Here is a 20,093-nt window from a genome sequence, read left to right on the forward strand (position 1 = left end):
ACTTTCAGGTTCATTGCTTTTGTGGCTCGTCATAATCTTCAACAAAAGCTTTCAAGTAAAGAAACGAAGTATCAAATAGTTTTCAAATTAGCAAGACCACAACGCCAGTTGAAACTGTATAAACTTCTGCCTATTCTTTTCGTTATGGTTATAGGATGTTTGGGGTTTTATATATTTACTGATAATGGGACAGAGGCATCTATCCTTATCGTTAACAGTATTTTATTTTTGGGTTTCTTTACGGTTATCTTAGGTATGTTACCACTCCGAGAAAGTTACGAAAAGCAAGAGATTATTTTTGATAGAATAGAGAAGTTATAATTTATAATAACTTTTTAGGGATTAAAACCATAGCAAACGAGATGGGTGACAATCTTAATAAAAGTATATCAGATGTCGGCAAAGCCTTTGATTCAGGTATTAAATCAATTCAGAAAGTGTTTGGGTGGTAAATGTGAAAATTAATTTTAGAGGATTGGATGTTGCTTATTTTGATGTGTTAGAGATGGGAGAGAAAAAGTACGTTCTCGATTCCAACTCCACGACACCAAAGAGTTATTACTGGGGATTTTCCCCTGAAAATCTTGAAGTTGATTTGATAGAACTTGATAGTCAGAATAAAAATTTTGATAAAAAAATTAAGATGGGACCCTCAGGAATGCGTATGGTATATATTGGTTTTAGTCTTCTTCTGTATAGAGTAGTAACATCAATTTCTAGATATTATGATATTAGTCATTATCTGTATTTAAAAGTATCTTTATTTCTCATATCTATTTTGGTAGCCTATATTGTCTATCAAGGTATTTTAATCAAATCAAGGAAGGAGATTTCAAGTCGTTTATCGCAGGAAAAGAAGAGGTTTAAAATAGTCTTTCAGAATAATAAGAAAAAAAGACAATTCCATGCTTATCTATTTCCCATTTTACATACAATTGCTTTCTCTTTTTATATGGGACAAGATAATGGAACAGAAGCTGCAATTCTAGTGTTGAATGGTTTGTTGGCTTATCTATTTATTTGGATTGAATCTGGCGTTATTCCATTGACTTATGCTTATCAACAGAAATACCTAGAATTTAAAGAACTGAAAAAGCTATAATGTAACTTATAACGAAATTCAGAAAGTGTTTGAGTGGTAATTTTGGAAATTAATGTTAAAGAAACGAAGTATTTTTGTCATCAACTTGTAGAACTAAATGGGAAAAAATATATATTAGATGCAAGTTCAATGACTCCCAAGTTCTACTATTGGGGTGTTCCAACGGAGGAATTAACGGTTGAGATGACGGAACTTAACAGAGAGGATATCAATTTTAGTACCCCGATTAATAAGTTTAAAGCTTCATATGTGGCAATCATTGTCCAACCGCTTATAGGCATTGTTTATTCTTTATTGAAAACTTTTTTTAAAGAGTACAATATTAGCCAACAGATAATTTTAAAATTAGTAGTATTTTGCGCATCTATACTATTCTCCTACTTGATTTTTTATTTTACAAGAGAGAAAGAACGTAAAAATGTTGAAGCTTTACTGCCTTCTTCTAGCAGAAGATATGAGATGATTTTTAAACCAGTATTTGCAAGAAAGCAAGTTTTTGATGCCTATATTTTTAGTGTCCCTATAATAGCTTGTTTGGCACTTTATTTGTCTATTAATGATGGAGGAGAAGGGCTTGTTCTCGTTATCAATAGCATTATCTCATTTTTTCTTCTATCATTTTTATTTGGAAAGGTTCCCATTCTTTCCGATTATAAGATTAGAAACGTCACATTTGAAGGAATTAGAGAAATTAAATAAAGCCTTTGATTCTGGTATTAAATCAATTCAGAAAGTGTTTGGGTGGTAAATATTGTTTCAAATCTCAAACTTTTTATCTAACGTACAAAAATGAAAAAACAGTATCAATTTTGATACTGTTTTTTCATTTCTTAAGATTTGAAGTTATAGTCTTTCACAACCTCAATACTATCAATGGTGATAGCAGTAGTTGGTTTATCTTTTTCATCTTTTTCTGCTTTGGCAATTTTATCTACAACATCTATACCTTCGATAACCTGACCAAAGACAGGGTGTTTTCCATCAAGACTAGGATTTCCACCTTCTTTATAGGCTTCGATGATTTTTTTAGGATATTTGCTTGTAGGAAGTTTGGCAGAAATATCAGTTGTATTTTGGTTGATAAAGAATTGACTACCGTTGGAATTTGGTTGACCAGTATTGGCCATTGAAAGTGAACCACGGATATTATAAAGATAAGGAGAAATCTCATTTTTAAAACCAGTTCCCTTGTCTTTTGTCTTGTCTTTATCGTGCCAGATAGATTGGCCACCTGTGCCATCACCCTTAGGATCTCCAGTTTGAACCATAAAGCCATCGATAACACGGTGGAAGGTGATACCATTGTAATATCCTTCCTTGGCATGAGTTAGGAAATTCTCAACTGCTAGAGGAGCGAGTTTAGGAAAGAGTTTAATGCGGATATCTCCTTGACTTGTGTGGATAATCACTTCGGCTTCATCTTCAGCAACTTCCTTAGATAGTTGGGGGAAATTGGCATTTTCATTTGTTAAAGCATCGTTTAACTCTTTAGCTGATTGGGCAGCTGCTTTGGAACTTTCTTCTGCAGCTATGCTAGAATCAACATAGTCATCCCCGCGTAAGGTACGTTGGATACTGCTACATCCAGCAAGGGCGATAGTTGAAAGTAAAAGAAGGCTTGCTAATTTTTTCATTGGAATCCTCTCAAAATTCATTTCTACCATTGTACCCTAAAAGGAAGGGGAATTCAAATGTTAATGATTCTGTAGGGATTTCTTAAGTTTTAAAAATTTTATAGTCTGTCAAGTTTTTATGAAGAGCTTGGTTCAAATTTGTATCCTTCATCTTAGACAGTCCTATAATTACCTTGCTTTTTAGAATATTCTTTTTCATAGTAGCATTTAAATGGATAAGTGAGTTAAATGCAGTTTCGACAAGAACATAACTTTTTTCCACCAGAGTTTTTAGATGCTTAGGGGCATCAATACCATAAGTGTACTCAAAGTATTTAGGAAACCAGGTCATAAGAAAGCTCGTAAAGCATCACAATTAGTAAACGTTAATTCCAAAGAATTACTATATTTTAAAAGAGCACATTTTCAAAGGATTTTTTCTTTTGGCTTCAATTCCTAATTAATCAATGAACTTAATACTAGGTCTCGAAAATAATTATGCTTCCTCTTTCTGTCTGAGTTCAAAGAGGTCTTCTACTTTCAGATTAAAAACTTGAGCAATTTTAAGAGCCATTTCTAGCGAAGGATTGTAACGGTTATTTTCCAAGTGCAGAATTGTCTCGCGTCGCATGCCGATGCGGTCGGCTAACTCCTGCTGGGTCATGCCTGTGGACTCACGAACAGATTTGAGATTAGTAATAATTTTGCTTTCTTTGGCCATGCTTATCCTCTCCGTTCCAAGATAAAATAGACAACCGCAAAGATGCTAATCAAGGCAGCTATGCTAATAAATATTTGGCCCATGTAAAGAGTGAGAGCCCCCATATACCCAATGATAACTGCTAGAATCATCAGTGCGCCTAGTATAAAAACAAACATCAAGCTAGCTGCCTTGGCTAAATTAGCATAAAAGCGTTCGTCCGGAGTTTCCTTGACATTTTTCAAACAGAAAAAACCAAATAAAATCAATTCAATAACGAGGCCAATTCCCATAATCCATTCTTTAATACCAGAACTTACTCTTGGGGTCGCAACCCAAATCCCTACTGTATAAAAAATGCTTGCTGCAAAAATAAGTATCGTGTAAAGCTTAGCAGACAAGTCAAAAATAATCTTCCCCTTACCTTTCTGAATCTTGTGAGGCCGTAGTTTCATATGTAGCCAGCCCCAAATAGCTACAATTTGACCTAACACTGAAATACCAGTAATAACTAACTTGGGTTCCCAACTAAGATTAGAACCAAATAAAACAGTAAAATCAATAAAGAGAGCTACGGCAATCACTGCAATGAGGCCACGCATTTTTTGACTTTTTTTCATGATAGACTCCTTTTTTGTGTTATAAATATATCACACTTAAATTTTATATTATAAATATATCACACTTGAATTTAGAAAGCAAGAATTTATGTGCCAAGGTGGCAATTATTTGAAAAAATTTTTTAATAAAAGCCCTCGATAGTCAAACAACTAAAGAATTCTTTGAAGTAATGCATCGGATTTGGTTTGGATAGTTTCGTTAATAAGTCTATATTTCGCTTGGAAACGGGCTTAGGATTTAGGAGCCAAGCATCCAAATCATGTTCAGGAGAGATGAAGGCTTTGAGTTGATGGTCTTTATAAAATGTTTCTAATACTCTTCGAAAATCAAATTCAAACTACGTCAGCTTTGCCTTGCCGTAGATATATGTAACTGACTTCGTCAGTCTTATCTACAACCTCAAAGCAGTGCTTTGAGCAACCTGCGGCTAGCTTCCTAGTTTGCTCTTTGATTTTCATTGAGTATAAAATAGTATTCACTGATAGCCTCTTTCAAACATTTATTTCCTACTTCTAACGAATTTATAAATGGTTTAAGAATTTTATAGTCTGTCAAGTTTTTTTCTTGACACCTGTTAGAAATCTGTTATAATAGAACATGTGCTAAATAGCTCAGCTATTTCACTCAAATAAAAAATAAGAAAAGAGACTTTAAAAATGGCAGTTAAAATCCGTTTGACTCGTATGGGTTCTAAGAAAAAACCTTTCTACCGTATCAACGTAGCAGATTCACGTTCACCACGTGACGGACGTTTCATCGAAACAGTTGGAACTTACAACCCACTTGTTGCTGAAAACCAAGTGACTTTGAAAGAAGACCGCGTTCTTGCATGGTTGGCTGATGGAGCTCAACCTTCAGATACAGTTCGCAACATCCTTTCAAAAGAAGGTGTATTGAAAAAATTCCACGATTCTAAATTCTCAAAATAAGTTTAAAGTAGGTTGACAGATGGATACGATTGAAAATCTCATTATTGCGATTGTGAAACCCTTGATTTCACAACCAGATGCCTTAACTATCAAGATTGAAGATACACCAGAGTTTTTGGAGTATCATTTGGATCTTGACCAAAGCGATGTGGGTCGTGTAATCGGTCGTAAGGGTCGCACAATTTCTGCGATAAGAACGATTGTCTACTCTGTCCCAACTGAAGACAAAAAAGTAAGAATCGTTATTGACGAAAAATAAGAAGGGCGGGACGGATGTCTCGCTTTTTTGTGTGGAGAAGTGTAAAATAGCATCCATTAAGTACCAACATAATCGTGATTTAGAAGGCTTTTTGAAGGGGAACCTCTAAGACAATAAGAAATCAATTTTTTACTAATAAAGAAGGTATTAGTAAATATAAGAAAGATAAAGCAAGGAAAGTGGCGGATTATACTATCAAAGTGAGGAATCTCCAAGAGGTAGACAAGCTAGAACTTGTGAGACAAGAACGAGAAAAGCAGATTAGACTTGTAGAGTCTTTTTTAGTCAATGAACTAGATAAACGGTGATAGTAGGCATAAAATACTAATCTTAGGAATAGCATCTAGGATTCTACTATGCTACAATGGAAAGACAGTTTCAAAGAATTCTAGTCAATCAATCTTGAGAATAGCTATTTTTAAAAGGAGTAATAGTATATGAACGAGAAAACAAAAGCTTATCTAGCAGCCTTATCCTTTTCAGCAATCATTGGATTTTCTTTTTTATTTACTAAGATTGCTTTAGGCTATGCCAGTCCTCTCACTAACTTAGCGCATCGCTATACAATCGCAGCTTTAGTAATGGTCGTTCTTCATCAAACCAAACTTATCAAAGTGAGTTTAAGTAGAAAAGATATTTTTTCTATTCTTCCTATGAGTCTTTTCTATCCTCTTCTCTTTTTTATTTTTCAATCCTTTGCTTTACAGTATATATCGTCTTCTGAAGCTGGAATTTTACAGGCTCTTGTCCCGATTTTTACGCTCCTTTTAGCATCGGCCTTTCTCAAGGAAAAGACAAGTTTGCTTCAAAAGTTCTTTTTAATTTTATCCGTAGCAGGAGTGGTTTTCATCTTCCTTAGTAAAGGAGCTAACTTTGGTACTGAGACTGCTAGCTTTGGCTTTCTCTTGATGTTGGGATCTGTTCTCGCCAATGCAATAAACAATATCCTCAGCAAGTCTACAGGAGGACGCTATCGGGCTATGGATATGACAGCTGTTGTGATATTTGTTGGCTTCGTCACCTTTAATACGCTGAGTCTGACCTCGCATTATCTAGATGGCAACATATTAGCTTACTTTGCGCCACTTGGACAGGTATCTTATCTGATTTCAATTCTCTATTTGGGAATTCTAGCCTCTATCGTTACTGGTAGTCTCTCTATCTATGCTATTGTTCGACTTGGAGCATCAACCGTCAGTGTCTTTGGAAATCTTGGAACAGTTTTGACTATTCTAGCCGGAGCTCTTATTCTCCATGAACCAATTTATAGCTACCATGTGATAGGAGCCACTATGATTATTGCTGGAATTTTAGGCATGAATCTGATGAGAAGAAAGTAAAGATTGCTTAGCAGTCTTTTTCTTAATCTAAATGATACAGAAAATTCAAAAATTTTAATAAAATCAAGTTTGGAACACGATGATTTTAATATAGCATGATAAAATAGACAAAAAGAATGACATTAGGATAAAGAGGAGAGAGTGCAATAATGAAGCAAAATGATATAGCTGAAGCTATTGCTTTTTATAACAGAAAACCTGAGACTTTGGTACGTCACATTATACCAGTCTTAGATTGTGACTTGGCTGTTTATCATCGCCCTGGAAGCTCAAATAAAGGACACATTATTTTTTATCATGGAGCTTGTGGCCGTAGTCAGATGTGGGCCCACCAGTATGATGCCTTTGAAGGATTTGACCTCTACTTTGTCAATGTTAGAGGACAGGGGGAATCACCTATGAAAGTTGGTCTACCTGACTTAGAAGGTGCTGTTCAAGATGTAGATGCTATTTTATCCTATTTCCAGCTAGATAAGGTGATATTGGTCGGACATTCTTGGGGAGGGAATCCACTTCAAGAGTACACCTATCGCCATCCAGAAAGAGTTCTAGCCTTGGTCATGGTAGATAGTTGGGGACAGCATCGTTACCTATCAGATAAAGAGAGAAATCGCATAAAATATAGTTCCCTTATGTACAAAACGATTCCTTGGAAGTTGATTGCAGATAAGAACTCAAAAATGTGTACAGATAATCCTATCACAAGAGAATTAGTCAAGACGGCCATTATAGAAACTGGGAGAGATGTTTTTTTGAACCTTGGAATCACAGGTTTTTTGGCTGTCCATGAGATAGAGGGTTATCATGGCAATCCTCCTATGCTATTAGTAAGAGGCGAAAATGATTTTCCCAAACACCTAAAAATGATTTACGATGGAATCATGGCCTTAAATCCCAATGCACGTCAAGTAACGATTTCAGATAGCAAACACCAACCTATGAATGACCATCCTGAAGAGTTTAATCAGCTTATTGGTGAATTTTTTGAAGAAGTAGTAGGCCCGTAAGATAGGAACTATCCAACTTGTGAAAATCACTGGAACATGTTAAAATAAAGGATAGAAATAGACTACAGGAGACAAGATGAACTACTTTAATGTTGGGAAAATCGTCAATACGCAGGGTTTGCAGGGTGAGATGCGAGTCTTGTCTGTGACGGATTTTGCAGAAGAACGGTTTAAAAAAGGGGCTGAGCTAGCCTTATTTGATGAAAAAGATCAGTTTGTCCAAACAGTGACCATCGCTAGTCACCGTAAACAGAAGAATTTTGACATTATTAAATTCAAAGATATGTACCATATCAATGCGATTGAAAAGTACAAGGGATACAGTCTCAAGGTCGCTGAGGAAGATTTGAATGACCTAGACGATGGTGAATTTTACTATCACGAGATTATCGGTTTGGAAGTCTATGAGGGGGATAACTTGATTGGAACCATCAAAGAAATCCTGCAACCAGGTGCCAACGATGTCTGGGTGGTCAAGAGAAAAGGAAAGCGTGACTTGTTATTGCCTTATATCCCACCAGTGGTTCTCAATGTTGATATTCCAAATAAACGGGTTGATGTGGAAATCTTAGAAGGGTTAGACGATGAAGATTGATATTTTAACCCTCTTTCCAGAGATGTTCTCTCCACTAGAACACTCCATCGTTGGAAAGGCTCGAGAAAAAGGGCTCTTGGATATCCAGTATCATAATTTTCGAGAATACGCTGAAAAGGCCCGTCATGTTGATGACGAACCATATGGAGGTGGTCAGGGCATGTTGCTTCGAGCCCAACCCATTTTCGATGCTTTTGATGCCATTGAAAAGAAGAATCCTCGCGTGATTCTCTTAGATCCAGCTGGTAATCAGTTTGATCAGGCTTATGCTGAGGATTTGGCCAAAGAAGAAGAACTTATCTTCATCTGCGGGCACTACGAGGGTTATGATGAGAGGATCAAGACATTGGTGACGGACGAAATTTCTCTCGGTGATTATGTCTTGACTGGTGGAGAACTTGCGGCTATGACCATGATTGATGCGACTGTTCGCTTGATTCCAGAAGTGATTGGCAAGGAATCGAGTCACCAAGATGATAGTTTTTCTTCAGGCCTTCTCGAATACCCTCAGTACACACGCCCCTATGATTATCGAGGAATGGTCGTGCCAGCCGTGCTCATGAGTGGTCATCATGAAAAGATTCGCCAGTGGCGACTTTATGAAAGTCTAAAGAAAACCTACGAGCGTAGACCTGATTTGCTAGAAAGTTACCAACTAACAGCAGAAGAAGAAAAAATTCTGACAGAAATTAAAGAAAACAAAGACTAAAGGAGAACCCCCATGCAAGTAATCAAACGTGATGGAGAAATTGCTGAGTTTAATCCAGATAAGATTTACCAAGCTATCTTAAAGGCAGCCCAGACTGTCTATGTTTTGACAGATGATTTGCGTCAAAATCTTGCTCAAGTCACTAAGAAGGTAGTTTTGGATTTACAAGAAGCCAAGGTGGAACGTGCGACTATCAGTATGATTCAATCTATGGTTGAACACCGCCTATTGGGTGCAGGTTACATTACTATTGCAGAGCATTACATTTCTTACCGTTTACAACGAGATTTGGAAAGAAGTGGCTATGGAGATCATATCGCTGTTCATTTGCATTTTGAACAAATTCGCTAAGAAAAAAGAGTGGGATGAAGGAAGCCATCTCACTCTTTCTTAAATCGATTTTTTTGGGCTGTCTGTACAGTTGAAGGAACAAATCGAATCCGCTGAATATCACTGATACGGATAATACGACTGACATTTTTAGCGAAATTTTTCACGATAATTTGTTGGCGGTCTGAATCGTATTTTATAATATCACCTGTAAAACTCGTCTCTGACAGGATAAGGTGGACAGCAGTTTGTTTTTGGATAGCCTCTTCGATGGTAGAGGTAAGGGAGTTGTTTTCAGTATGTTCTGGTTCATCACGTCCATTTAAAAAGTGATGCATTTTATTTATGATTTGCTGGAATTTATTGATCATATTACCCTCCCTTCTTTTATACCATATTATATAAAAATTTTTCAAAATCTACAAGATTTTACGAATGAACTAATGAAAGCTAAAAAAGGAGAAAATGATGGCAGAATTTACTTTTGAAATTGAAGAGCACTTGTTAACTCTTTCTGAAAATGAAAAAGGCTGGACTAAAGAACTCAATCGAGTCAGCTTTAATGGTGCACCAGCAAAGTTTGATATTCGTTCGTGGAGTCCTGACCATACTAAAATGGGTAAGGGTATTACCCTTTCAAATGAAGAATTTCAAACAATGGTAGATGCATTCAAAGGTAACTAATTATAAAGTATAGTGAAAAGGATAGTGAGTTGTGATAAACTGACTATCCTTTTTATTAGTTTGCAAAGTAAAATTGATTCTTAAGACGTTGTAGTAGGGGCTGACTAATAAGACTAATTGCAAGTAATTTACCAAGATCAGGAAGAATGAAAGGAAAAACACCAACAATCAAGGCTTTTTCTAAAGGCATCCCAGCAAGGAAATGTAAACCAAGAATACCTCCTACAAAGACAAGAGAATCTCCTAAAAGGTTTGCAAGGAAAATGCGAATAAAACTACTATTATGACTTGTTAAATATGAAGTAAGTCCAGAATAAATAAGGTAGAACCAAAGATAACCAGCAGTTGGACCAACTAAAGCATGGATACCTGCTCCGCCTCCTGCAAAGACTGGAAGACCGATGGCACCAAGTAGAAGATAGAGTCCAACAGAAAGGACAGCTTCTCTAGGTCGAAAGATAGTTGCAATCAAACCAATTGCAAAGTTTTGTAAGGTAAAAGGAACAGGGCCAATTGGAAGGCTGATTTGTGCTAAAACCGCAATCAGTGCGGCACCTATAGCAGGAATGGCATAAACATGAGTTTTTTTCAAAATAGTTAACCTCTTTTCTTATATATAGTAACTATTATACTCAAAGAAAAGTCAATGTCAACCTTTTATATAAACAAAGGTAACAAATGTGTAACGGCCGATTTTAGCAAGAGAGAAGTATACTGGTTTAGAAATTTTATAGCAATTCACAAAAAAGAAGCAGATACTCTTATGTATCAACTTCTCTTGTTTAGATTAACGCATGGTTACAAATTCTTCAGATGCGGTTGGATGAATTGCGACTGTAGCATCAAAGTCTGCTTTTGTTGCGCCCATCTTGATAGCAACGGCAAAGCCTTGAATCATTTCATCAACACCGTAGCCAATTCCATGAAGTCCGACAACTTTTTCTTCTGGACCAGCTGTTATGAGTTTGAAACGGGATTCTTGTCTGTTATTAGTAACGGCAGAGTACATAGATGCAAAGCTTGATTTGTAGACTTTAATCTGATCTTGGCCATATTCTTTTATGGCTTCCTCTTCAGTTAAGCCGACTGTACCGATTGCTGGATGGGAGAAAACAACAGTTGGGATAGTAGAATAGTCCATCTTAGCTTCAGTTTTCCCGTTAAAGAGTCGTTCTGATAAAATTCGTCCAGCTTTTATAGCTACAGGTGTTAATTCTTTTTCACCGGTGACATCACCAAGGGCATAAATTCCCTCAACTACTGTATTTTGGAATTCATCGACTTTGATAAAACCACGTTCGTTAAGGGTAACTCCAGCTTTTTCCAGTTGCAAACCTTGAACATTTGGACGGCGACCAGTAGCCCATATAACTTGGCTAGCAGTGTGATTCGTACCATCCTCGAAATGAATGGTAATGCCTTCAGCTGATTTTTCTAATTTGATAGGAACCTTATGGGTATGAAGTGGTAAGTTTGTTCTTTCCATTTCCTTGACTAAACCTTCAACGATGTAAGAATCAAAACCACGTAAAGGACGATCGCGGCGAACAAAGAGGTCTGTCTTAACACCAAAAGTGTGGAGTACGCCAGCTAATTCAACAGCAATATAACCGGCACCTAGAATTGCAACTGACTCTGGCAATTCTTCCCAGGCGAATACATCATCAGAAGAGCCACCTAGTTCAGCACCAGGGATAGTTGGAATACTTGGATGGGCACCAGTAGCAATCACGATATGTTTAGCACGAATCAGTTCACCATTTACGCTTACAGTATGAGAATCTATAAATTCAGCATGTCCTTCAATCAAGTCTACACCGTTGCGTTTAAAACTGCCATCATAAGAAGAACGAGCGCGATCAATGTAAGCTTCACGATTGCGACGGAGGGTTGCAAAGTCAAAGTTAAGATCAGTGGTCTTAAAGCCGTAATCTTCTCCAAATTGATGGAAAGTCTCCGCGATTTGTGCCCCGTACCACATAATTTTTTTAGGGACACAACCGACATTGACACAGGTTCCACCTAATTTCTTTTCCTCAATAACGGCCGCTTTGGCTCCGTGTTCACCAGCACGGTTCATTGTAGCAATTCCTCCACTACCTCCACCGATAGCAATGATATCATATTCTCTCATTGAAAACTCCTTTGTACACTTTGAAATAGTAGAGTGTCATTTTTTGATAGTCATATTCTATCTTTTTTTTGATTTGATTGCAAAAATCTGCTACGTTCAAAAAGATTAAGAAAGTGCTTGCAAAAAATGAAAATAAAATGTATTATATAGCTAGTACAATATTTAAAATGAAAATAACGAACAATATTCAGTAAACAGATTATTTTTTTCGTTTTAAATACCTATTGTCTCTGATTGATACCTAATCAGATTAAAGGAGCTTAAAATATAAAGGAGTTTTATGATGAAGAAAAACTATAAGACTAAAAAGTGGCAACTGTATGCAGCAATAGGGGTTGCAAGTGCAGTAGTAATAGGGGCTGGAGCAATTTTATTTTTTAGACAACCTTCTCAGAGTACCGTGATAGACGATACGCCTCAAGTTGTTATTGCTAAGGAAGGGACTGTAGCATCATCTGTTTTATTATCAGGTACAGTGACAGCAAAAAATGAACAATATGTGTATTTTGATGCCAGTAAAGGTGATTTGGAGGATATTTTAGTATCTGTAGGTGATAAAGTAAGCGAGGGGCAAGCTTTGGTCAAATATAGTAGTGCAGAAGCACAAGCTACTTATGATGCAGCCAGTCGTGCAGTGGCTAAGGCAGACCGTCATATTAATGAACTTAACCAAGCCCGAAAAGAAGCTGCTTCAACCCCAGCTCCCCCGTCTCCGAGTGCCCAATCACCAGTTAAAGATAATGCTGAAAGTCCAGCAGCTCCCGTAGCTCCAGCGGCTGGTAATTCGGTTGCTTCTATTGATGCCCAAATAGGTGATGCTAGAGATGCGCGTGCAGATGCAGTTGCCCAATTAAATAAGGCCCAGACTCAGTTGAACGCAACAACTGTCCTTAGTACACTAGAGGGAACGGTAGTCGAGGTAAATCGCAACGTTTCTAAATCTCCAACAGGGACAAATCAGGTTATGGTCCATGTTGTTAGCAACGAAAACTTGCAAGTCAAGGGTGAGCTATCTGAATACAACCTTGCTAACTTATCTGTCGGTCAGGAAGTAACCTTTACATCGAAGGTTTACCAAGACAAGAGCTGGACTGGTAAACTGACTTATATCTCAAATTATCCTAAATCTAGTGCAGAAGCAGCTAGTACAACTCCTGGTGGAAATACAGGTTCCAAGTATCCTTACACAATAGATATTACTAGTGAAATTGGAGAATTAAAACAAGGTTTCACTGTCAGTATCGAAGTCAAAAATAAAAGCAAAGCGATCTTGGTCCCTATAACAAGTGTCGTTATGGAAAATGACAAGAACTATGTATGGGTTCTTGACGAGCAGAAAAAGGCCAAAAAAGTGGAAGTTGGTTTGGGAAATGCGGATGCAGAAAACCAAGAAATTACTTCCGGTCTAAAAAATGGAGTCAAGGTCATCAGTAACCCAACGTCTTCTCTAGAGGAAGGAAAAGAGGTGAAAGCTGATGAAGCAACTAATTAGTTTAAAAAATATTTGCAGAAGTTATCGTAATGGTGATCAAGAACTGCAGGTTCTCAAAAATATCAACCTAGAAGTGAATGAGGGCGAATTTGTAGCCATCATGGGACCATCTGGTTCGGGTAAATCTACTCTGATGAATATGATTGGGATGTTGGATACACCAACCAGTGGAGAGTATTATCTTGAAGACCAAGAAGTGGCTGGACTTGGTGAAAAACAATTAGCCAAGGTCCGCAATCAACAAATCGGATTTGTCTTTCAGCAGTTCTTTCTTTTATCAAAACTCAATGCTCTACAAAATGTAGAATTACCCTTGATTTACGCGGGAGTTTCGGCTTCAAAACGGCGCAGGTTAGCTGAGGAATATTTAGAAAAGGTTGAATTGACAGAACGTAGTCATCATTTGCCCTCAGAATTATCAGGTGGACAAAAACAACGGGTGGCCATTGCGCGTGCCTTAGTAAACAATCCTTCTATTATACTAGCAGATGAACCAACAGGGGCTCTAGATACTAAAACAGGAAAGCAAATTATGCAACTATTGCTTGACTTGAACAAAGAAGGAAAAACCATTATCATGGTAACGCATGAGCCGGAAATTGCAGCCTATGCCAAACGTCAGATTGTCATTCGAGATGGGGTTATCTCATCAGATAGTGGACTAGTTGAAAAGGAGGAAAAGTAAGATGCAGAATCTGAAATTTGCCTTTTCATCTATTATGGCTCACAAGATGCGCTCTTTTCTCACTATGATAGGGATTATCATTGGTGTTTCCTCAGTTGTTGTGATTATGGCCCTAGGTGATTCCATGTCTCGTCAGGTCAATAAAAACATGACCAAGTCACAGAAGAATATCCATGTCTTTTTCTCGCCTATTAAAAGTAAAGACGGTTCTTTTACCCAAAAACAATCAGCTTTGACAGTTTCTGGGAAAGAAGAGGAAGTTCCTGTTGAGCCACCAAAACCACAAGAATCCTGGGTCAAGGAGGCTGCTAAGCTCAAGGGAGTGGATAGCTACTATCTAACCAACTCGATGAATGTTACCTTAACCTATAAGGATAAAAAGGTTGAACACGCTAACATGACGGGTGGAAATGTCACTTATATGGATGCGGTCGAAAATGAAATCATTGCAGGTCGTGGTCTTAGAGCGCAAGATTATAAAGATTTTGCAAGTGTGATTATCCTAGATGATGAACTAGCCAATAGCCTTTTCGGTTCAGCAAAAGATGCACTCAATCAGAATGTTGAAGTAAATGAAATCAGCTACCGTGTTATTGGTGTTTATGCAAGTAAAGAAGCTAAGGCTGTAAAAAACTTTGGAGTCGGAGGACTACCAATTACGACTAATATTTCTCTTGCGGTCAATTTTAACACAGACGAGATTTCAAATATTGTCTTTCGTGTTAACGATACCAGCTTGACCCAGACTTTGGGGCCAGAGTTGGCAAGAAGAATGACGGAGATTTCAGGTCTCCAACAAGGGGAGTATCAGGTAGCAGATGCAACTGAAGCCTTCAACGAAGTTCAACAAATGTTCGGATTTATAACTACGATTATTAGTGCCATTGCGGGAATTTCCCTCTTTGTTGGAGGGACTGGTGTTATGAACATCATGCTGGTTTCGGTGACGGAACGTACTCGTGAGATTGGTCTTCGTAAGGCATTGGGTGCGACACGTGCTAATATTTTAATCCAGTTTTTGATTGAGTCTATGATTTTGACTTTACTAGGTGGAGTCATTGGTTTGGCGATTGCAACGGGATTAACAGCTATAGCTGGCGTATTATTGCAAGGATTAATGGCAGGTATAGAAGTGGGAGTTTCAATACCAGTAGCTCTATTTAGTCTTGCGGTATCAGCAAGTGTAGGTGTTATCTTTGGTGTTTTACCAGCCCACAAGGCTTCTAAGCTTGATCCAATTGAAGCCCTTCGTTATGAATAAGATCAACAAGATAGACAATTGTCTGTCTTGTTTTTGTATGGATTTCCCTGTCGTAAATAGCTAAAATTATGGTATAATGAAGTGTTAGAAAAACAGGTTTCATTAGCCTGGAAAGGAAAAATTATGTCTGAAAAGAATTTTTATATTACAACGCCGATTTACTATCCATCTGGTAAACTGCATATCGGTTCTGCCTACACAACCATCGCCTGTGATGTCCTAGCTCGTTATAAACGCTTGATGGGATACGATGTCTTTTATTTGACAGGTCTTGATGAGCACGGTCAGAAAATCCAGCAGAAAGCAGAAGAAGCTGGCATTACACCACAAGCCTATGTTGATGGAATGGCAGTTGGAGTCAAAGAACTCTGGCAATTACTAGATATTTCATACGATAAATTCATCCGTACCACTGATGATTACCATGAAAAAGTAGTGGCACAAGTCTTTGAGCGCTTGCTTGCTCAAGATGACATATACTTGGGTGAATACTCTGGTTGGTATTCAGTATCTGATGAGGAATTCTTTACAGAAAGTCAACTTGCAGAAGTATTCCGTGATGAAGCTGGAAATGTGACGGGAGGTATCGCTCCATCAGGACATGAAGTGGAATGGGTATCTGAAGAGTCTTATTTCCTTCGCCTCAGCAAATACCAAGATCGTTTGGTCGAATTTTTCAAGTCCCATCCTGAATTTATCACTCCAGATGGTCGTCTGAATGAAATGCTTCGCAACTTCATCGAGCCAGGTTTAGAGGATTTGGCAGTTTCTCGTACAACCTTTACCTGGGGTGTTCCAGTCCCATCAAATCCAAAACACGTTGTCTATGTTTGGATTGATGCCCTTCTTAACTATGCGACAGCTCTTGGCTACGGTCAAGATGAACATGGTAACTTTGACAAGTTCTGGAATGGAACAGTCTTTCACATGGTTGGAAAAGACATCCTTCGTTTCCACTCGATTTACTGGCCAATTCTTCTCATGATGCTCGATATCAAATTACCAGATCGTTTGATTGCCCATGGTTGGTTTGTCATGAAAGACGGCAAAATGTCTAAGTCTAAAGGGAATGTTGTTTACCCTGAAATGTTGGTAGAGCGTTATGGACTAGATCCACTTCGTTACTACCTCATGCGTAGCCTTCCAGTTGGTTCAGATGGAACTTTCACTCCAGAAGACTATGTGGGCCGTATAAACTATGAACTAGCAAATGACCTTGGAAATCTCCTCAACCGTACGGTTTCTATGATTAACAAGTACTTTGATGGACAAATTCCTGCCTATGTAGAAGGGGTGACTGAATTTGACAATGCTCTTGCTCAAGTAGCTGCTGAATCAATTGCTGATTACCATAAATATATGGAAGCAGTTGACTACCCACGTGCTTTAGAAGCAGTCTGGACTCTGATCTCTCGTACCAATAAATACATCGACGAGACAGCCCCATGGGTCTTGGCTAAGGATGAAGCTCTTCGTGACCAATTGGCAAGTGTTATGAGCCACTTGGCAGCCAGCCTTCGTGTCGTCGCTCACTTGATTGAGCCATTTATGATGGAAACTAGTCGTGCAGTCTTGACGCAGCTTGGTTTAGCAGATGTTGCTAGCCTTGAAAGCTTGAATCTATCTGATTTGCCATCAGATGTGACTGTAGTTGCTAAGGGAACTCCAATCTTCCCACGTCTGGATATGGAAGAAGAAATCGCTTATATCAAAGAACAAATGGAAGGCAACAAGCCAGCAGTCGAAAAAGAATGGAATCCAGACGAAGTCGAACTCAAACTCAACAAGGATGAAATCAAGTTCGAAGACTTTGACAAGGTTGAAATCCGTGTTGCAGAAGTCAAAGAAGTTTCTAAAGTAGAAGGTTCTGACAAGTTGCTTCAATTTCGCTTGGATGCTGGTGATGGTGAAGACCGTCAAATCCTTTCAGGAATTGCAAAATACTATCCAAACGAACAAGAATTGGTCGGCAAGAAAGTTCAAATCGTTGCCAATCTCAAACCTCGTAAGATGATGAAGAAATATGTCAGCCAAGGGATGATTCTCTCAGCTGAACATGATGGAAAATTAACCCTTCTCACAGTTGATCCAGCTGTACCAAACGGAAGTGTAATTGGGTAACAATAGACAGGACTAGTTTATGCTAGTTCTGTTTTTTTATTTTAACTATTATGCTTTACAAACTAGTATGTAAGTGGTATACTATAGGTGAAGTTACTAGTAGGTATTACAAAATAGATTAGAAGGAGAAAGGAATGAAGGAAACTCAACTATTAAAAGGTATTCTTGAAGGTTGTGTCTTGGATATGATTGGTCAAAAAGAGCGGTATGGTTATGAGTTGGTTCAGACTTTGCGAGAGGCTGGATTTGACACTATTGTTCCAGGAACTATTTATCCTTTGTTGCAAAAGTTAGAAAAAAATCAATGGATAAGAGGCGATATGCGTCCGTCGCCAGATGGCCCAGATCGAAAGTATTTTTCGTTAACTAAAGAAGGAGAAGAGCGTGTCTCGGTCTTTTGGCAACAATGGGACGATTTGAGTCAAAAAGTAGAAGGAATTAAGAATGGGGGTTAAACCATGAAGAAAATAAAGTATTATGAAGAAACAAGAGCTTTGTTGCATGAGTTTTCTGAGGAGAATCAGCAGTATTTTGAGGAACTGTGGAATAGTTTTAATCTTGCTGGATTTCTCTATGATGAGGACTATCTTAGAGAGCAGATCTATTTGATGATGCTAGATTTCTCAGAAGCAGAACGAGACGGGATGAGTGCTGAGGATTATCTAGGTAAGAATCCTAAAACAATCATGAAAGAGATACTCAAGGAAGCGCCACGCAGTTCTATCAAGGAGTCCCTTTTGACACCAATTCTGGTCCTAGCGGTATTACGTTATTATCAACTACTAGGTGATTTTTCTAAAGGTCCTCTTTTAACAGTCAATTTGCTCACGTTTTTAGGGCAACTTCTTCTTTTTCTGATTGGATTTGGGCTTGTGGCTACAATCTTACGATGGAGTTTAGTTCAAGATTCTCCCAAGATGAAAATTGGCACTTATATTGTCGTTGGGATTCTTGTTCTGCTAGTTGTTCTAGGATATGTAGGAATGGCAAATTTCATACAAGAAGGGGTCTTTTATCTTCCTGCTCCCTGGGATAGTTTATCTATCTTTACACTTTCTATAGTCATCAGTATTTGGAATTGGAAAGAAGAGATTTTTCGTCCATTTGTCAGTATGATTGTTGCCCATCTTGTTGTAGGTTCTCTACTCCGTTACTATGAGTGGATGGGCATTTCAAATGTTTTTCTTACAAAGATTATTCCTTTAGCTGTTCTCTTTATTGGTATCTTTCTCTTTTTCCGTGGGTTTAAGAATATAAAATGGAGTGATATATAGTCAAAAAGCCGTTGAAAAGCGGTTTTTCTTATACAAAAATCATTATAATATAATATTTTCTTGAGTGTTTTGATTTCTTATAGTAAAATGGAATAAAAATGCTAAAGGATATTAAAAAGATGTTAAATATGAAGAAGTTGGTTTATGCTAGTCTAGCTCTTTTATCAGCCTTTACTTTGGCGGCTTGTTCTGGTCATAAGGAAGAAGCCAAAGTTCCAGAAGCGAAAGTGGAACAGAAAAAAGCTAAGTTCGATGAAAAGTTGTTTAAAGAAGCTGGCTTACTGCCCTTTAAAAACGAGAAACAACTTGAACTAGGAGAATTGGATTCTAAAAATCGCGCAACTGGGGCTCATATGCAGCTCAAGGATAGTGATGAACCGACTGATAAGAGAGAAACGAAGTTGACCTATGATCCAGTCGGCTGGCACAACTATAAATTCTTTTATGGGGATGGAACGAAAGAAGCATGGTTGATGAGTAGAGGTCATTTGATTGGTTATCAGTTTAGCGGTCTGAATGATGAAAAGAGAAATTTAGTACCTATGACCAATTGGCTCAATGCAGGCAACTATTCTGGTACTGATGATCAAAATAATAGTAGCATTCTTTACTATGAAAATCGTTTAGATTCTTGGTTGGCTAATCATCAAAACTACTATTTAGACTATAAAGTAACACCAATTTATCAAGAAGGTGAGTTGATTCCAAGAAAAATTGAGTTGCAATATGTAGGCATTGATGAAAATGGTAAACTATTGGAAATTAAGTTGGAGAGCAGTAAGGAAAAGGTTGATAAGTATTCTGTTACCCATGTCATTTTAGATAATGTTTCGGCTAATGCAGAAATTAACTATTTGGATGGAACCGCAAAAAATACTGTAGAAAGTGCAGAAGAAAAGGCTAGGAAAGAAGAGGAAGAAAGAGCAAAAAAAGAAGCTGAAGAAAAAGTTAAGAGAGAAGCTGAGGAAAAAGCAGAAGCAGAACGGAAAGCAAAGGAAGAAGAACAAGAAAAAGATCGACAAGCCGCTCAAGTCAACGAAGAAAGCCAGGAATCACAGTCACAATCAGGAAATTCAGGTGGTTATTTCAAAGATTCCAGAGGTAGATGGCACAGACCAAATGGCAAATTTGCCTCTAAGAAAGAAATTAAAGCAGCTGGATTAACTTGGTAATAACGAATAATGTCAAAAAGCCGTTTTAAAGCGGTTTTTTGTTATAATGAAGGGAAGAATGTTAG

General features: G+C 37.8%; 23 protein-coding genes and 1 pseudogene. 18 read left to right on the forward strand and 6 right to left on the reverse strand.

Translation table 11 applies throughout. The annotated features are described in order from the left end of the window. The 3 genes and pseudogenes from HMPREF1117_RS0102400 to HMPREF1117_RS10680 form a co-directional block, all read left to right on the forward strand. Positions 1 to 321 (forward strand): annotated as a pseudogene (locus tag HMPREF1117_RS0102400) (DUF443 family protein); the annotation flags it as partial. 124 nt (positions 322 to 445) lie between these two features. Next, positions 446 to 1,102, forward strand: a complete 657-nt coding sequence (locus tag HMPREF1117_RS10675) for a DUF443 family protein (protein WP_000248555.1) — start codon at positions 446 to 448, stop codon at positions 1,100 to 1,102. Positions 1,103 to 1,135: 33 nt separating this feature from the next. Further along, complete coding sequence (locus HMPREF1117_RS10680) at positions 1,136 to 1,801, forward strand: hypothetical protein (protein ID WP_000234980.1); 666 nt, start codon at positions 1,136 to 1,138, stop codon at positions 1,799 to 1,801. Between the two features lie 131 nt (positions 1,802 to 1,932). On the opposite strand, the gene HMPREF1117_RS10685 is transcribed toward HMPREF1117_RS10680, so the two are convergent. The 3 genes from HMPREF1117_RS10685 to HMPREF1117_RS10700 form a co-directional block, all read right to left on the reverse strand. Then, positions 1,933 to 2,736, reverse strand: coding sequence for a peptidylprolyl isomerase (locus HMPREF1117_RS10685; protein WP_000731882.1), 804 nt, complete (start codon positions 2,734 to 2,736; stop codon positions 1,933 to 1,935). A 475-nt stretch (positions 2,737 to 3,211) separates the two neighbouring features. Continuing rightward, positions 3,212 to 3,436 carry a helix-turn-helix transcriptional regulator gene (locus HMPREF1117_RS10695; protein WP_001041099.1) on the reverse strand — a complete coding sequence of 75 codons (225 nt, stop codon included), beginning with the start codon at positions 3,434 to 3,436 and terminating at the stop codon, positions 3,212 to 3,214. 2 nt (positions 3,437 to 3,438) lie between these two features. Beyond that, a complete protein-coding gene (locus tag HMPREF1117_RS10700; RefSeq protein WP_000749560.1) occupies positions 3,439 to 4,035 on the reverse strand; it encodes a hypothetical protein in 597 nt (198 codons plus the stop codon). 657 nt (positions 4,036 to 4,692) lie between these two features. Between HMPREF1117_RS10700 and rpsP the strand changes: the two genes are divergently transcribed. The 7 genes from rpsP (at position 4,693) to HMPREF1117_RS10735 (ending at position 9,226) form a co-directional block, all read left to right on the forward strand. Continuing rightward, positions 4,693 to 4,965, forward strand: a complete 273-nt coding sequence (gene rpsP, locus HMPREF1117_RS10705) for a 30S ribosomal protein S16 (protein WP_000268760.1) — start codon at positions 4,693 to 4,695, stop codon at positions 4,963 to 4,965. Positions 4,966 to 4,984: 19 nt separating this feature from the next. After that, positions 4,985 to 5,224, forward strand: a complete 240-nt coding sequence (kphA, locus tag HMPREF1117_RS10710; RefSeq protein ID WP_000379617.1) for an RNA-binding protein KphA — start codon at positions 4,985 to 4,987, stop codon at positions 5,222 to 5,224. Between the two features lie 437 nt (positions 5,225 to 5,661). Beyond that, positions 5,662 to 6,564, forward strand: a complete 903-nt coding sequence (locus HMPREF1117_RS10715; protein ID WP_001003370.1) for a DMT family transporter — start codon at positions 5,662 to 5,664, stop codon at positions 6,562 to 6,564. A 149-nt stretch (positions 6,565 to 6,713) separates the two neighbouring features. Then, positions 6,714 to 7,571, forward strand: a complete 858-nt coding sequence (locus HMPREF1117_RS10720; RefSeq protein ID WP_000812221.1) for an alpha/beta fold hydrolase — start codon at positions 6,714 to 6,716, stop codon at positions 7,569 to 7,571. Positions 7,572 to 7,647: 76 nt separating this feature from the next. After that, complete coding sequence (gene rimM / locus HMPREF1117_RS10725) at positions 7,648 to 8,166, forward strand: ribosome maturation factor RimM (protein WP_001105890.1); 519 nt, start codon at positions 7,648 to 7,650, stop codon at positions 8,164 to 8,166. Further along, positions 8,156 to 8,875 carry a tRNA (guanosine(37)-N1)-methyltransferase TrmD gene (trmD, locus tag HMPREF1117_RS10730; protein ID WP_000686936.1) on the forward strand — a complete coding sequence of 240 codons (720 nt, stop codon included), beginning with the start codon at positions 8,156 to 8,158 and terminating at the stop codon, positions 8,873 to 8,875. The genes rimM and trmD overlap by 11 nt, the downstream gene beginning before the upstream one ends. Before the next feature lie 12 nt (positions 8,876 to 8,887). Then, on the forward strand, positions 8,888 to 9,226 hold the full coding sequence (locus HMPREF1117_RS10735) for an ATP cone domain-containing protein (RefSeq protein ID WP_001196042.1): 339 nt from the start codon (positions 8,888 to 8,890) through the stop codon (positions 9,224 to 9,226). A 29-nt stretch (positions 9,227 to 9,255) separates the two neighbouring features. Here HMPREF1117_RS10735 and HMPREF1117_RS10740 read toward each other — a convergent pair whose 3' ends face one another. Beyond that, complete coding sequence (locus HMPREF1117_RS10740) at positions 9,256 to 9,576, reverse strand: hypothetical protein (protein WP_000608626.1); 321 nt, start codon at positions 9,574 to 9,576, stop codon at positions 9,256 to 9,258. A gap of 97 nt (positions 9,577 to 9,673) precedes the next feature. Between HMPREF1117_RS10740 and HMPREF1117_RS10745 the strand changes: the two genes are divergently transcribed. Then, the gene (locus HMPREF1117_RS10745) at positions 9,674 to 9,889 is read left to right on the forward strand and encodes a YdbC family protein (RefSeq protein WP_000807431.1); all 216 of its coding nucleotides are present in this window, start codon (positions 9,674 to 9,676) and stop codon (positions 9,887 to 9,889) included. 55 nt (positions 9,890 to 9,944) lie between these two features. Here HMPREF1117_RS10745 and HMPREF1117_RS10750 read toward each other — a convergent pair whose 3' ends face one another. Together HMPREF1117_RS10750 and gor are read right to left on the reverse strand one after the other, a co-directional pair. Further along, positions 9,945 to 10,481, reverse strand: a complete 537-nt coding sequence (locus tag HMPREF1117_RS10750) for a biotin transporter BioY (RefSeq protein ID WP_000750815.1) — start codon at positions 10,479 to 10,481, stop codon at positions 9,945 to 9,947. 195 nt (positions 10,482 to 10,676) lie between these two features. After that, positions 10,677 to 12,023 (reverse strand): glutathione-disulfide reductase, encoded by a 1,347-nt coding sequence (gor, locus tag HMPREF1117_RS10755; protein WP_001209565.1) that lies wholly within the window; start codon positions 12,021 to 12,023, stop codon positions 10,677 to 10,679. Positions 12,024 to 12,303: 280 nt separating this feature from the next. On the opposite strand from gor, the gene HMPREF1117_RS10760 reads away from it, so the two are divergent. From HMPREF1117_RS10760 to HMPREF1117_RS10790, 7 genes are all read left to right on the forward strand, one after another. Further along, on the forward strand, positions 12,304 to 13,515 hold the full coding sequence (locus HMPREF1117_RS10760; protein WP_025171616.1) for an efflux RND transporter periplasmic adaptor subunit: 1,212 nt from the start codon (positions 12,304 to 12,306) through the stop codon (positions 13,513 to 13,515). Next, entirely contained in the window at positions 13,499 to 14,200 is a 702-nt protein-coding gene (locus tag HMPREF1117_RS10765) for an ABC transporter ATP-binding protein (RefSeq protein ID WP_000811467.1), read from the forward strand. Before HMPREF1117_RS10760 ends, HMPREF1117_RS10765 begins: the two co-directional genes overlap by 17 nt. Position 14,201: 1 nt before the next feature. Then, positions 14,202 to 15,461, forward strand: coding sequence for an ABC transporter permease (locus HMPREF1117_RS10770; protein WP_001180408.1), 1,260 nt, complete (start codon positions 14,202 to 14,204; stop codon positions 15,459 to 15,461). A 123-nt stretch (positions 15,462 to 15,584) separates the two neighbouring features. Next, entirely contained in the window at positions 15,585 to 17,582 is a 1,998-nt protein-coding gene (gene metG / locus HMPREF1117_RS10775; protein ID WP_001291394.1) for a methionine--tRNA ligase, read from the forward strand. Between the two features lie 134 nt (positions 17,583 to 17,716). Beyond that, positions 17,717 to 18,037, forward strand: coding sequence for a PadR family transcriptional regulator (locus tag HMPREF1117_RS10780; RefSeq protein WP_000665414.1), 321 nt, complete (start codon positions 17,717 to 17,719; stop codon positions 18,035 to 18,037). A gap of 3 nt (positions 18,038 to 18,040) precedes the next feature. Beyond that, positions 18,041 to 18,856 (forward strand): hypothetical protein, encoded by an 816-nt coding sequence (locus tag HMPREF1117_RS10785; RefSeq protein WP_000721569.1) that lies wholly within the window; start codon positions 18,041 to 18,043, stop codon positions 18,854 to 18,856. A gap of 128 nt (positions 18,857 to 18,984) precedes the next feature. Then, positions 18,985 to 20,028: a DNA/RNA non-specific endonuclease gene (locus HMPREF1117_RS10790; protein ID WP_025171617.1), complete on the forward strand. Its 1,044-nt coding sequence runs from the start codon at positions 18,985 to 18,987 to the stop codon at positions 20,026 to 20,028. Positions 20,029 to 20,093: the final 65 nt, after the last annotated feature.

Source organism: Streptococcus sp. SK643 (assembly GCF_000259505.1).
GTDB lineage: Bacteria > Bacillota > Bacilli > Lactobacillales > Streptococcaceae > Streptococcus.

What these genes read in the sequence shown, in the direction of transcription:
- HMPREF1117_RS10685 (WP_000731882.1), bottom strand. Translation starts at nt 2,736, where the DNA reads ATGAAAAAATTAGCAAGCCTTCTTTTACTTTCAACTATCGCCCTTGCT.
- HMPREF1117_RS10695 (WP_001041099.1), bottom strand. Translation starts at nt 3,436, where the DNA reads ATGGCCAAAGAAAGCAAAATTATTACTAATCTCAAATCTGTTCGTGAG.
- HMPREF1117_RS10700 (WP_000749560.1), bottom strand. Translation starts at nt 4,035, where the DNA reads ATGAAAAAAAGTCAAAAAATGCGTGGCCTCATTGCAGTGATTGCCGTA.
- rpsP (WP_000268760.1), top strand. Translation starts at nt 4,693, where the DNA reads ATGGCAGTTAAAATCCGTTTGACTCGTATGGGTTCTAAGAAAAAACCT.
- kphA (WP_000379617.1), top strand. Translation starts at nt 4,985, where the DNA reads ATGGATACGATTGAAAATCTCATTATTGCGATTGTGAAACCCTTGATT.
- HMPREF1117_RS10715 (WP_001003370.1), top strand. Translation starts at nt 5,662, where the DNA reads ATGAACGAGAAAACAAAAGCTTATCTAGCAGCCTTATCCTTTTCAGCA.
- HMPREF1117_RS10720 (WP_000812221.1), top strand. Translation starts at nt 6,714, where the DNA reads ATGAAGCAAAATGATATAGCTGAAGCTATTGCTTTTTATAACAGAAAA.
- rimM (WP_001105890.1), top strand. Translation starts at nt 7,648, where the DNA reads ATGAACTACTTTAATGTTGGGAAAATCGTCAATACGCAGGGTTTGCAG.
- trmD (WP_000686936.1), top strand. Translation starts at nt 8,156, where the DNA reads ATGAAGATTGATATTTTAACCCTCTTTCCAGAGATGTTCTCTCCACTA.
- HMPREF1117_RS10735 (WP_001196042.1), top strand. Translation starts at nt 8,888, where the DNA reads ATGCAAGTAATCAAACGTGATGGAGAAATTGCTGAGTTTAATCCAGAT.
- HMPREF1117_RS10740 (WP_000608626.1), bottom strand. Translation starts at nt 9,576, where the DNA reads ATGATCAATAAATTCCAGCAAATCATAAATAAAATGCATCACTTTTTA.
- HMPREF1117_RS10745 (WP_000807431.1), top strand. Translation starts at nt 9,674, where the DNA reads ATGGCAGAATTTACTTTTGAAATTGAAGAGCACTTGTTAACTCTTTCT.
- gor (WP_001209565.1), bottom strand. Translation starts at nt 12,023, where the DNA reads ATGAGAGAATATGATATCATTGCTATCGGTGGAGGTAGTGGAGGAATT.
- HMPREF1117_RS10760 (WP_025171616.1), top strand. Translation starts at nt 12,304, where the DNA reads ATGATGAAGAAAAACTATAAGACTAAAAAGTGGCAACTGTATGCAGCA.
- HMPREF1117_RS10765 (WP_000811467.1), top strand. Translation starts at nt 13,499, where the DNA reads ATGAAGCAACTAATTAGTTTAAAAAATATTTGCAGAAGTTATCGTAAT.
- HMPREF1117_RS10770 (WP_001180408.1), top strand. Translation starts at nt 14,202, where the DNA reads ATGCAGAATCTGAAATTTGCCTTTTCATCTATTATGGCTCACAAGATG.
- metG (WP_001291394.1), top strand. Translation starts at nt 15,585, where the DNA reads ATGTCTGAAAAGAATTTTTATATTACAACGCCGATTTACTATCCATCT.
- HMPREF1117_RS10780 (WP_000665414.1), top strand. Translation starts at nt 17,717, where the DNA reads ATGAAGGAAACTCAACTATTAAAAGGTATTCTTGAAGGTTGTGTCTTG.
- HMPREF1117_RS10785 (WP_000721569.1), top strand. Translation starts at nt 18,041, where the DNA reads ATGAAGAAAATAAAGTATTATGAAGAAACAAGAGCTTTGTTGCATGAG.
- HMPREF1117_RS10790 (WP_025171617.1), top strand. Translation starts at nt 18,985, where the DNA reads ATGAAGAAGTTGGTTTATGCTAGTCTAGCTCTTTTATCAGCCTTTACT.